Source organism: Streptacidiphilus neutrinimicus (assembly GCF_000787815.1).
GTDB classification, from domain to species: Bacteria; Actinomycetota; Actinomycetes; order Streptomycetales; family Streptomycetaceae; genus Streptacidiphilus; species Streptacidiphilus neutrinimicus.
In genome coordinates this window covers 145,600-157,185 of sequence record NZ_BBPO01000009.1, presented here as the reverse complement: position 1 = coordinate 157,185, position 11,586 = coordinate 145,600, and the positions used below count along the sequence as shown (strand labels likewise).

General features: G+C 73.5%; 11 protein-coding genes. 6 read left to right on the top strand and 5 right to left on the bottom strand.

Features of this window, described 5'->3' with window-relative positions; all coding sequences use genetic code 11:
• Positions 1-90 precede the first annotated feature (90 nt).
• A complete protein-coding gene (locus TR48_RS09230) occupies positions 91-1,383 on the bottom strand; it encodes an adenosylmethionine--8-amino-7-oxononanoate transaminase (protein ID WP_042365485.1) in 1,293 nt (430 codons plus the stop codon).
• 20 nt (positions 1,384-1,403) lie between these two features.
• Entirely contained in the window at positions 1,404-2,468 is a 1,065-nt protein-coding gene (gene bioB, locus TR48_RS09225) for a biotin synthase BioB (RefSeq protein ID WP_084729077.1), read from the bottom strand.
• Positions 2,469-2,674: 206 nt separating this feature from the next.
• On the opposite strand from bioB, the gene TR48_RS09220 reads away from it, so the two are divergent.
• Together TR48_RS09220 and TR48_RS40215 are read left to right on the top strand one after the other, a co-directional pair.
• Positions 2,675-3,406 carry a hypothetical protein gene (locus TR48_RS09220; RefSeq protein ID WP_042365444.1) on the top strand — a complete coding sequence of 244 codons (732 nt, stop codon included), beginning with the start codon at positions 2,675-2,677 and terminating at the stop codon, positions 3,404-3,406.
• Positions 3,407-3,422: 16 nt separating this feature from the next.
• Positions 3,423-3,659: a hypothetical protein gene (locus tag TR48_RS40215; RefSeq protein WP_084729075.1), complete on the top strand. Its 237-nt coding sequence runs from the start codon at positions 3,423-3,425 to the stop codon at positions 3,657-3,659.
• 25 nt (positions 3,660-3,684) lie between these two features.
• Here the strand turns inward: TR48_RS40215 and TR48_RS09215 are convergent, their stop codons facing one another.
• A complete protein-coding gene (locus TR48_RS09215) occupies positions 3,685-4,587 on the bottom strand; it encodes an SDR family oxidoreductase (protein WP_042365443.1) in 903 nt (300 codons plus the stop codon).
• Positions 4,588-4,708: 121 nt separating this feature from the next.
• On the opposite strand from TR48_RS09215, the gene TR48_RS09210 reads away from it, so the two are divergent.
• Positions 4,709-5,887 carry an 8-amino-7-oxononanoate synthase gene (locus tag TR48_RS09210; RefSeq protein ID WP_042365442.1) on the top strand — a complete coding sequence of 393 codons (1,179 nt, stop codon included), beginning with the start codon at positions 4,709-4,711 and terminating at the stop codon, positions 5,885-5,887.
• 391 nt (positions 5,888-6,278) lie between these two features.
• Here TR48_RS09210 and TR48_RS09205 read toward each other — a convergent pair whose 3' ends face one another.
• Positions 6,279-6,719, bottom strand: a complete 441-nt coding sequence (locus tag TR48_RS09205) for a C40 family peptidase (RefSeq protein WP_052442519.1) — start codon at positions 6,717-6,719, stop codon at positions 6,279-6,281.
• 696 nt (positions 6,720-7,415) lie between these two features.
• Here TR48_RS09205 and TR48_RS44920 point away from each other — a divergent pair.
• A complete protein-coding gene (locus TR48_RS44920) occupies positions 7,416-8,792 on the top strand; it encodes an SAM-dependent methyltransferase (protein ID WP_063770947.1) in 1,377 nt (458 codons plus the stop codon).
• Positions 8,793-8,988: 196 nt separating this feature from the next.
• On the opposite strand, the gene TR48_RS09190 is transcribed toward TR48_RS44920, so the two are convergent.
• The gene (locus TR48_RS09190) at positions 8,989-10,446 is read right to left on the bottom strand and encodes an MFS transporter (RefSeq protein WP_084729071.1); all 1,458 of its coding nucleotides are present in this window, start codon (positions 10,444-10,446) and stop codon (positions 8,989-8,991) included.
• 108 nt (positions 10,447-10,554) lie between these two features.
• Here TR48_RS09190 and TR48_RS09185 point away from each other — a divergent pair, with 108 nt between their 5' ends.
• A complete protein-coding gene (locus TR48_RS09185) occupies positions 10,555-11,280 on the top strand; it encodes a TetR/AcrR family transcriptional regulator (protein ID WP_042365441.1) in 726 nt (241 codons plus the stop codon).
• A 56-nt stretch (positions 11,281-11,336) separates the two neighbouring features.
• Positions 11,337-11,561 carry a hypothetical protein gene (locus TR48_RS09180; RefSeq protein ID WP_042365440.1) on the top strand — a complete coding sequence of 75 codons (225 nt, stop codon included), beginning with the start codon at positions 11,337-11,339 and terminating at the stop codon, positions 11,559-11,561.
• The last annotated feature ends 25 nt before the right edge of the window (positions 11,562-11,586 follow it).

Sequence of the window (11,586 nt, the reverse complement as noted above, 5' to 3'; positions counted from 1 at the left end):
GGTCCAGGCCCGGCCGGACCGCCTTTGGCGCGGGCGGGCCGGATCGGGGCGGGAACCGTGCCGGGCGGCGGACCGCGCCGCGGACGCGGGTCAGCCCGCGGCCGCTGCCGCGCGGACGCCCGCGCAGAGCGTGGCGAGATCCGCGTCCGAGGTGACGTAGGGCGGCATGGTGTAGACGAGGTCGCGGAACGGCCGCAGCCACACGCCCTCGCGGGCCGCGGCCGCCGTCGCCGCGCGCATGTCGACGTCGTGGTCGAGCTGCACCACGCCGATCGCGCCCAGTACCCGCACGTCCCGCACGCCGGGCAAGGTGCGCGCGGCCGCCAGGCCCGCGCCGAGGCCCGCGCCGATCCGCTTGACCTCCTGCTGCCAGTCCTGGCCGATCAGCAGGTCGATCGAGGCGTTGGCGACCGCCGTCGCCAGCGGGTTGCCCATGAACGTCGGGCCGTGCGCCAGCACGGGGACCTCGCCGCGGCTGATGCCCTCCGCCACTCGGGTGGTGCACAGCGCGGCGGCGAGCGTCAGGTATCCGCCCGTCAGGGCCTTGCCGACGCACATGACGTCGGGCGAGACGCCCGCGTGGTCCGCCGCGAACAGCGCGCCGGTGCGGCCGAAGCCGGTGGCGATCTCGTCGAAGACCAGCAGCACGTCGTGCGCGTCGCACAGCTCCCGCAGCACCCGCAGGTACGCGGGGGAGTGGAAGCGCATGCCGCCCGCGCCCTGGACGACCGGCTCGACGATCACCGCCGCCGCCTCCGCCGCGTGGCGGGACAGCAGCTCCTCCAGGTGCGCGACGTAGGCCGCGTCGGGCTCGGCGTCGAAGCCGTCCGGCGGGGCGTCGGCGAAGATCTGACGCGGCAGCACCCCGGTCCACAGCTGGTGCATCCCACCCTCGGGGTCGCACACCGACATGGGGTGGAAGGTGTCGCCGTGGTAGCCGCCGCGCCAGGTCAGCAGCCGGTGCTTCTCCGGGCGGCCCTGTGAACGCCAGTACTGCAGGCACATCTTGGCCGCGACCTCGACCGAGACCGAGCCGGAGTCGGCGAGGAACACGTGCTGCAGCGGCTCGGGCGTCAGCTCGACCAGCTTCGCCGCCAGCCGCACGGCGGGCTCGTGGGTGAGCCCGCCGAACATCACGTGGCTCATCCGCCCGAGCTGCTCGCGCACCGCCTCGTCGAGGACCGGGTGCCCGTAGCCGTGGATCGCGGACCACCACGAGGACATGCCGTCGATCAGCTCGTCGCGGCCCCCTACAGGCCGGGCCAGCCGCAGCCGGACACCGCTCGTCGAGGCGACCGGGAAGGGCTCAGCCGCGCCCGGCATGGCCCCGTAGGGGTGCCACACGTGGGCGCGGTCGAGCTCCAGCAGCCGGTCGACGTCCATCGCCTCGGACGAGTCAGTGCTCACGCGTTCGGCGGAAGGTCGGTGCCCGCGCCGCGACGACGCACGGCGACGTCCGCGTGCTCACGGTCGCGCGGCAGGGTGGCCTCGTCGGAGCCCTCCACCACGAAGCCCGCGTCGGCGATCATCTCCAGGTCGGCCTGGCCCGCCTGGCCCTCGCTGGTGAGGTAGTCGCCCAGGAAGATCGAGTTGGCGATGTGCAGCGCGAGCGGCTGCAGCGAGCGCAGGTGCACCTCGCGGCCGCCCGCGATGCGGACCTCCATGTCCGGGAAGCAGAACCGGACCATCGCCAGGATGCGCAGGCAGCGCTGCGGGGTGAGGTTCCACTCCTTCGCCAGCGGGGTGCCCTCGAACGGGATCAGGAAGTTGACCGGCACCGAGTCCGAGTCCAGCTCGCGCAGCGCGAAGACGACGTCGACCAGGTCCTTGTCGCTCTCGCCCATGCCCGCGATCAGACCCGAGCAGGCGGACAGGCCCGCGCTCTGCGCCTTCTGCACGGTGTCCACGCGGTCCGCGAAGTCGTGCGTGGAGCAGATGTCCTCGTACGTGGCCTCGGAGGTGTTGAGGTTGTGGTTGTAGGCGTGCACGCCCGCGTCGCGCAGGCGCTCGGCCTGGCCGTCGGAGAGGAGGCCGAGGCAGGCGCAGATCTCGACCTGCTCGTTCTCCTCCTTGATCGCCGCGATGGTGTCGGCGACCCGGTCCACGTCCTTGTCCGTCGGGCCGCGCCCGCTCGCCACCAGGCAGACCCGCTTGGCGCCGCCGGCGACGCCGGCCTTGGCGGCGGCCGCGGCCTGGTCCGGCTTGAGCCAGGTGTACTTGAGGATCTCGGCCTTGGAGCCGAGCCGCTGCGAGCAGTACGAGCAGTCCTCCGGGCAGAGCCCGCTCTTCAGGTTGACCAGGTAGTTGAGCTTGACGCGGCGGCCGAAGAACGCCCGGCGCACCCGGCCGGCGGCGGCGACGACGTCGAGCAGCTCGTCGTCCGTCGTGGCGAGGACGGCAAGCGCCTCCTCACGAGTGGGCATTTCGCGATCGAGCGCCTTGGAGACGAGTGTGTCGAGCAGGTCCATGGCAGCGATCCTGCCTTGCCGGGATCGAGCGCCGCCATAGCGGAACCGCATAGAACATCTCACACAGCACTGGGTGTGTTGTCCTGGATCACCCACTTCCGAGGACAATCGTCCCCGGTGAGAGCCCGTCGAAAGGGTGCGCCGAGGCCCTGGCCAGCGCAGACCGGCTCGTTCGGACGGGCGTTTGAGCCCTACACTCAGTCAGCATGACGACCAGCGGAGAGCCGGCTCCGGACCATCGGTCCCGCCGTACGCGCGCGCTCGCGCTGATAGGCGCGCTCGCGGTGGCGGCCTCGGTGACCACGTGGGCCGAGGTCCACTACGCGAGCGGCGGCATGGGAGCCAGCGGCAGCGTCGGCGGCAGCGTCTCCCAGGACAGCCTCTCCACGCCCCAGAGCGGTGACAACGCGGCCGCAGCAGCCCCCTCGACCGTGCCGGAGTCCACCGAGATCCTCCCGGCCACTCTCGAGGTTCCCGCCGGGATCGACAACCCGAGCCCCTTCCAGGCCACCCGCTACGCCCTCGGTACCTCGTCGAACTGCGCGGACGTCCTGGCCACCAACTCCCCGGCCGGCGTCACCGCCTCCTGCCAGGGCTATGTCGCCGCCACCTACGTGAGCACCGACCGCACCGTGATCGCCTCGGTCACCGTCCTCGGCTACCCGGACGCGGCGACCGCGCGCCGCGCCGAGCCGCTGTTCGGCATCCCGAGCCAGGCCGGCATGGTCGCGACCTTCCGCCAGCCGACCCAGGAGCTCCCGGGCGTCACCCAGGCGATCGCCACGGAGCAGCAGCGGGTCCAGCAGGTCGGCCGATTCGTCACCGTCGTGCAGACCGCCGCGGTCAACGGCGCGAACCAGACCCCGGCCGCCACCCTGACCGCGACCCAGTACGCGCTGTCGGCGGACATCGGCGACGCGGCGATCTGGGTCGAGTGAGCCTGGAGGCGGTGGCATGAGCGAGTCCGATGTCGGGCCCGGGTCCGGGCCCGGGTCCCCGTCCGAGCCTGAGGGCTACTGCCCGGCGCCGGCGCCCTCGCCGACCGTCCCGGTGAAGGCGGAGCCGGGCGCGCCGGTGGCGGCCTGCGTGCTGTGCGACGAGCCGACGGAGTACGCGGCCGACACTCCCGGCCTGCCGACGTGCCCGCGCTGCGCGTGGCAGCAGGCCCAGCGCGGAGCCTGCTCGGGCTGAGGGACCGCCCCCGGCGAGCAGCGGTTCAGAGCGGACCGAGCTTCGCCTCCAGGGCCGCGGCCCAGTGCGCCGCCCAGTCCGGCTGTGAGCCGTCCGCGTCGGTGAAGCCGTAGCGCGGGGCCAGCTCCCAGGTGGCGAGGGCCTGGCCGGACAGCTCAAGGATGTCGGGGTCCGCGGCCAGGGCCACGACCGCCCGCCCGAGATACGCCGGGCTCTCGGACGCGACGAAGTCCGCATCCACCTTCGCGCCGTCGCGCCAGTTGGCCTCGGTCACGCCGCAGACCTCCAGCACGGCCTCGGAGCGCAGGAAGCCCGGCGTCAACGCCACCGCCGCCACGCCGTGTTCGCGCAGCTCGGCCGCCTGGGCGACGGCGAGGCGGATGACGGCGGCCTTGGCCTGGTCGTAGAAGAACGAGCCCCGGTACCGCGCGGTGTTGCCGTCCGTGACCTCCACGACCAGGCCCCGCCCGCGCGCGATCAGGAGCGGCAGCGCGGCGTGACTGGTGATCACATGCGTGTCGACGGCCCGCCGCAGGAGTCTGAAGCCCTGGTCGAGGTCCTGTTCCCACAGCGGGAGGCCCCACTGCGTGAGCGGGTCGCCGCCCCAGACGCAGTTCACCAGCACGTCGAGCCGGCCGGACTGCTCGGCGTCGATCCTGGCGACCAGCTCCCGCACCTGCGCGGCCTCGCCGTGATCGACGCGGACGGGGATGCCGACGCCGCCCGCCGCGGTGACGGCCTCCGCCGTCTCCTCGACGGTCTCCGGGCGGTCGAGGTCCGAGCGTCCGGCCGTGCGGCTGCTGCGCCCGGTGACGTAGACCGTCGCACCGGCCGCGCCCAGTTCCACGGCGATGCCGCGCCCGCCGCCGCGGGTCCCCCCGGCAACGAGGGCGACCCGCCCTTCGAGCGGCCGTTCGGTGGTACCCATGCGCGCTGCCTCCATTTATAAACGGCTGTTCATTTATTCAACCACGGCGCGCCGGAGCGCGTGACCCATGTCGCACCGCGGTGAGTTGTCCCGCCGGGGGCCGAGCTGACAGGGTCGGCGCATGAGCATCGCCACCGCGGACCCGTTCGCCTGGATCGACAGCGTCGCCGAGCAGCGCCGCAGCGCCGGGCTGGTGCGGACGCTGCGTCCCCGTCCCGCCGTCGGCGACGTGCTGGACCTCGCGAGCAACGACTACCTCGGTCTCACCCACGACCCCCGCGTCACCGGGGCCGCCGCCGAGGCGGCGCTGCGCTGGGGCGGCGGGTCCACCGGCTCGCGCCTGGTCACCGGCACCACCGAGCTGCACGCGGAGCTGGAGGGCGAGCTCGCCGACTTCTGCGGGGCCGAGGCCGCCCTCGTCTTCTCCTCCGGCTACGCCGCGAACCTCGCCGCGCTCACCGCGCTGACCGGCCCCGGCGCGCTCATCGTCTCCGACGCGCTCAACCACGCCTCGCTGATCGACGGTTGCCGCCTCTCCCGGGCCCGGATCGCGCGCGCCGCCCACCGCGAGCCGAACGCGTTCCGCACGGAGCTTGCCTCGCGCGACGAGGAGCGGGCGATCGCCGTCAGCGACACCGTCTTCTCCGTCGACGGCGACGCCGCGCCGCTCGCCGAGCTGGCCGCGGTCTGCCGCGACCACGGCGCGGCGCTGGTCGTGGACGACGCCCACGGCCTCGGCGTGCTGGGCCCCGGCGGCGCGGGCGCGACAGCCGCGGCGGGCCTCGCGGGGGCGCCCGACGTGGTGACGACGGTGACCCTCTCGAAGTCGCTGGCCTCGCAGGGCGGCGCGGTTCTCGGCCCGCGCCGGGTGATCGAGCACCTGGTGCAGTCGGCGCGCACCTTCATCTTCGACACCGGCCTCGCCCCGGCGGCGGCGGGCGCCGCGCTCGGCGCGCTGCGGGTGCTGCGCGCGGAGCCAGCCCGCGCGGCGCGCGCCCGCGAGGTCGCCCACGCCCTCTCCACCGCGCTGCGCGCTGAGGGCCTCAGGGCCAGTGTCCCCGACGCGGCCGTGGTCGGCGTCCGCGCCCCCTCCCCGGAGGCGGCCCTCGCCTGGGCGACGGAGCTGCGCACCCGCGGCCTGGGCGTCGGCTGCTTCCGGCCGCCGTCCGTCCCGGACCGTTTCTCCCGCCTCCGCCTCACCGCCCGCGCGGACCTGACGGACGACCAGATCGCCTGGGCCGTCCGTCTCATCGCCCAGGCGGCCCCCAACGGCGCACGCCGGCCCGCCGCCCGGTCCTAGGCCGCCTGCCGGGCCCGCCCCGGCGCACGAAGGAATGCCGCGCCGGGACAGTGCACCCGTGCGCGGGGAGCCGCGCGGCGGCGCACGGCCGAGCCACTGGACGGTCGCGTCGTAGCTCGCGTCGCGCAGCGTGCGGAGCGCCGGATCGAGCTGGGTGCGGGTGGTGAACGCGAGCCAGACCTCCGCCTCCGCGCGGCGTTCCGCGTCGAGGGAGAGTGATGATCGCGTCGAGCGGCCATCGCGCCGGCCGCCGCCGTCCCGGGCGTCGACCGGACCACGAGGGTGGCCCTGGCCGACGCCCTGGAGGGCAGGAGGCCGGTCGGGCGCCGGCGCCCCAGAACGGCTCGTGAGCACCGTTTTCAGCCGCGCGTCAGCGGCGCCTGAGCCCGCCTCAGCTCACCCGGCCGAACCAGACCGAGCGGGTCCAGATGCGCTCCAGCTTCACGTAGCTGCCGGAGTGCGGCGCGTGCCAGATCTCCCAGTGACCGGCGTAGATGCCGACGTGGTAGACGTACGAGCCGTAGTGGAAGAAGATCAGGTCGCCCGGCCGCAGCTGCGCGTAGGAGATGTGCCGGACGCGGTTGTACTGCGCCTGCGCCGTTCGCGGCAGGGAGCGGCCGACATGGCGGAACGCGTAGTACGTCAGGCCCGAGCAGTCGAACGCGTTGGGGCCGGTCGCGCCCCAGCGGTAGGGGTCGCCGTGCTTGGACTGGGCGACGTCGAGGGCCCGCTGCCCTATCGTCAGGGCGCTCGCGTCGGCGTTGGGCGCGACGGCGACGGTGCCGCCGAGGAGGACACCGGTGGTCGCGAGGGTGGTGATCCCGGCCTTCAGTCGCCGGTTGTGCCTGGCCCGACGGACGCTCGGGTGCGTGTCGGTGTTCGTTCCGAGGCACTCGGGGCGGCGTGCTCGCCGGCCCCCGTTCCGCCCGTTTCGGTGGTTCTGCTGCTGGCTCTGGTTCAGGGCATGGTGACGCGCGGAATCATTGGACGCGGACATGCGGAAGCCCTTCCGGAACCGCCTACGAAAGTCGTCCCTGTCGGGTTCGGGCTCCAGAAGCTGCCCGGCCGCGCGTCATTCCTGCGTGCGGCTTCACCCCAAGGCCCGGCGTTTCCCTGACGCCGTGCCGTCGTGCCTGGGTCTCCCGTTCTCGCCTGTCAGGTGTGTGTGAGCACCTGGCGTCCGACCGGTGGCGAGACTAGGCGTCCGGCCGGACCGCCCCGCCACGGTGGCGAGGACTTTGTTCGTTCGGCGGACAGTATTGGCATGTTTTTATGGCTGCTTCACGTTCCGCCGGACCATTGTGATTCTTGTCACGGTCGGTTTGTGGCGCAATTCTTGCTGCGTTCGGAGCAAGCCTGATCCTTATCGGAAAATCCATTTCTTTCGCAGGGAATACGGAATGACCTGGGCGAATGCGCTCATCGGAGGAACGCATTCACCTGGACGGACCACGCCGTTCGGCGACCGCCGACCGGCTGGATCCCCATCCCCTTCCACGCGCCACGACACGCCGCCTAGATTGGGCGGGTGACCGATGATCAGACGTCAGCCGCGGACGCGGGAGGGAGTGCGCCGCAGGGGGTCGGCCGGACCGCGCTCGGCGTCGCGCTGGCCCGCGCCGCCGAGAGCGCCCGCCCGGACCGGCTCTTCGACGACCCGTACGCCTCCGTCTTCCTGCGGGCCGCCGTCACCGCGGAGAACGGCCCCCGCCCGCCGCGCGGCGAGCGGACCGAGGCGTGGTCCGCGATGGCAGCGCACCTCGTGCTACGCACCGCCTACTTCGACGACTACCTGCGCGACGCGGTCGGCCCGGACGGCGGCTGCGTCCAGGTGGTCCTGCTCGCCGCAGGCCTCGACGCGCGCGCGTTCCGGCTGGACTGGCCGGACGGCGTGCGCCTGTTCGAGCTGGACCTGCCGGAGATGGTCGCCTTCAAGGAGCGCGTCCTCGCCGAGGCGGACGCCCATCCGCGCGTCGAGCGTCACGTGCTGACAGCGGATCTGCGCGAGGACTGGGCGACCCCGCTGCGCGCCGCCGGGTTCGACCCGGAGCAGCCCACCGCCTGGCTGGTCGAGGGGCTGCTGATCTACCTGGAAGCCGACGACGCCGCCGCGCTGCTGGACCGGATCGGCGCGCTCTCGGCCCCGGGAAGCCGCCTCGCGCTGGTGCGGGACGGCGCCCTGCGCCGTACCCGGGAGATGGCCCGGCGCGACCCGGCCATGGCGCCTGCGACACGCCTGTGGCGCGGTGGCCTGGGCCGCAATCAGGCGCAGTGGCTGCGGGGGCACGGCTGGCTGGTCCACGAGACCGACGAGCGGCAGCTGCGCGAGCGCTACGGGGCCGATCGGGTGACCGGCGGTCACGGGTTCCTGCTCGCCGAGCGCCCCTCGCCCGCGCGGTCCGCCGCGCGCCCCCGCCGCGCCGCGGCCCGGCTGCTCGTGCTGGACCCGGACGGCTCGGTCTTCCTCCAGCTCCACCACGACGCCGAGGTCGGCCCCCACTGGGTGCTGCCCGGCGGCGGTCTGGAGCCGGGCGAGGGCCCGCTCGCGGGAGCGGTGCGCGAGACGGTCGAGGAGACCGGCTGGACCGACGTCGTCCCGGGGCCGGAGCTGTGGCGCTGGGAGCACGACTACCACCGCGCAGACGTGGGCCTCGTCCGCCAGCACGAGGTGATCTACCTGGCCTCCGCCCCGCGCCGCGACCCGATCGGCGACCTCACGGCCTCCTTCGCCGCGGACGGCATCCTCACCTGCCGCTGGTTCACCCCGAAGGAGCTCGCCGAGGTGACGGAGGTGCTGTGGCCGCCGACGCTGGTCGCCCTCCTGGAGGACCTCCGCCGCGACGGCCCACCCACCGAGCCGATCGACCTCGGCTACCTGCCGAACCACTGGCCCGGGATGGGCTAGCGCGGCCGCCTGGCGGCGCCCCTCAGGGCGCGAGGAACGGCGCGACAAGCCACGCCGGGCGGGAGAACCCCGCACTTTCGGGGCCATCCGCTCATCGTGGCTTCTCGCGCCCACGCTGGGGGCGCCTCCCGGCCGAACGCTGGGGGAGGAGCCGCCATAGCGGCAGAGCCTCGCGCCCCCGATGGGTGGGCGCGGCTCAGCGGGACTCGGCCGGCCGGGGCATGCGGGGGAGGGCGAAGGTCGTGAGGCCGACCAGGGTGATGACCGCGACGACGGCGGCGAGGGTCCAGCCCGCGGCGGTGACGGAGCCGTGGTGGGAGGCCCAGGACAGGAACGCCGTGCCGAGGGTCGCGACGCCGATCGAACCGCCGAGCTCCTGCAGGGCGTTGAGGACGCCCGCCGCCGACCCCGACTGCTCGGCGGTGACGCCGGTCAGGGCGAGCTCGAACATCGGACCCATCATCAGGCCCATGCCGACGCCGGTCACCACCAGGGCGGGCAGCAGGTCCCAGGTGGTGACCGGGAGACCCCAGTGGGCGAGGCTCGCCCAGAGGACGAGGGTGCCCACGGCCATGATGACGGCCCCGCTGTGGATGACCCGGCGTCCGAACCGCGCGCCGAGGACCGCGCCGGCGGCCACGGCGCCGACGACGATGCCGAGCGACATCGGAATGAAGGTCAGGCCCGCGTGCAGCGCGGTCCAGTGCGCGCCGAGCTGGAGGGTCAGCGTGAGGGTGAGGATCAAACCGGTGATCGCGGCGTTGAACAGCGCGACGACGATGATCGCGTAGCGGAACCCGCCGCCGCGGAAGAGGGCCGGGTCGACCAGGGGCGCGCGGCCGGTCGCGGCCTGGCGGCGCTGCAGCAGGGCGAAGCCGGCGAAGATCGGGAGCGAGAGGCCCATGGAGGCGAACGTCCAGCTGGGCCAGCCGAGTTCGCGTCCCTGGATCAGCGGGTAGACGAGCAGCACCATCGCCGTGCTGAGGACGGCGACGCCGGGCAGGTCGAGGCGGCGGGCGCCGGCCGTGCCGTGGTCGGCGGGGATCGCGCGCAGGCCGAGCAGCGCGCAGCCCAGGCCGACGGGCAGGTTGATCAGGAAGATCATGCGCCACCCGGTGCCCCACAGGTCGGAGCCGACCAGCAGGCCGCCGAGGGTGGGTCCGGCGACGGACGAGAGGCCGAGGACCGGGCCGAAGGCGCCGAAGGCCTTGCCGACCTCCTCGGCGGGGAAGACGGCGCGGATGATCCCGAGTCCCTGGGGGATGACCAGCGCGGCGAACGCGCCCTGGCAGGCGCGGGCGCCGATCAGCATCCCGGCGCCGGTGGCCGCCGCGCACAGCGCGGAGCAGACGGTGAAGCCGACCGTGCCGAGCAGGAACATCCGCTTGCGGCCGACCAGGTCGCCGAGCCGGGCGCCGGTGATCAGCAGCATGGCGAAGGCGAGTGTGTAGGCGGCGCTCACCCACTGGATCTGGCTGGTGCCGCCGCCGAGCGCGTTCCTGATGGTCGGCGCGGCGACGTTGATGATCGTGGTGTCGAGCAGATCCATGATCTCGGCGAGCAGGATCGCGGCGAGCGCGAGCTTGCGCAGCGGATGCGCCACGACGGCGGGCGGCGGGTCCGCGCGGACCGAGTCGGGCGTGGCGGTGGACATGGGAGCTCCTCGAGGAGTCGGCGGCGGTCACAATCCGAGCGAACAGTGTTCGTCGCTACGAACATTGTTCTACTAGCGAACGCTGTTCGTGTCAACTACGCTGTCCCCATGACGACTGCGTCCACGCCCACCTGGCCCGGCTCCTTCGGTGCGGAACCACGCCGGAAGAGGCGGGCGCTCAGCCGCGAGCTGATCGTCGAGACGGCACTGACGATCGTCGACACCGAGGGCCTGGACGCGCTGAACATGCGCCGGGTCGCCCAGGAGCTGGGCACGGGCGCGGCCTCGCTCTACGCGCACGTCGCCAACAAGGACGAACTGCTCGCGCTGCTCCTGGACCGCGTCTACGGGGACCTGGACCACCCCGAGCCGGACCCGGATCGCTGGCGCGAGCAGGCCAAGGAGTACCTGAAGCAGCAGCGCGACAACCTGGTCTCCCACGGCGACCTGGCCCGCGCGGCGATGATCCAGAACATCCCCACCTCGCCCGGCGCGCTCGACGCCGCCGAGACGATGCTGGCGTTGCTGCGCGCCGGCGGTCTGCCGGAGCAGGTCTGCGCCTACGCCGTCGACGTGATCGGCCTCTACGTCGTCGCGACGGCGCTGGAGGAGAGCTCGCGCAAGGGGCCGGGCGGGGAGCCGGACGAGCGACAGGCCGAGGCGTACATCGGCGGCGTGCGCTCCTTCTTCGCGTCGCTGCCGCCGGAGCGCTACCCGCTGATCGTGGGCATGGCCGGGGCGCTCACCCGCAACGTCGGCGACGAGCGCTTCGACTTCGGCCTCGACCTGCTGTTCGACGGTCTGGTCGCCCAGGCTGGCCGCACCTTCGACTGAGGCGCATCCTGGTCTGAGCGGGCCGACACGTCACAGTGGCCCCGGGAGGATCGGACATGAACGTCTACGGAATGCGCGCGGAACTCGGGGACGAGGGCGCCGTCAAGATGTGGCACATGACCAAGGACGGCTCGATGACCGCCCTGTGCAACCGCGACCTCGACCCGGCTGCGCCGGTCGACCACGACTCGGCGTGGGCGCACACCAAGCAGCCGCTCTGTCACACCTGTGGCGCGCTCTACCTGCGCCAGGTGCCCTACGAGAGCATGATCAGCGGCTAGCCCGCCGGGCGGAAGCCCGAACGGG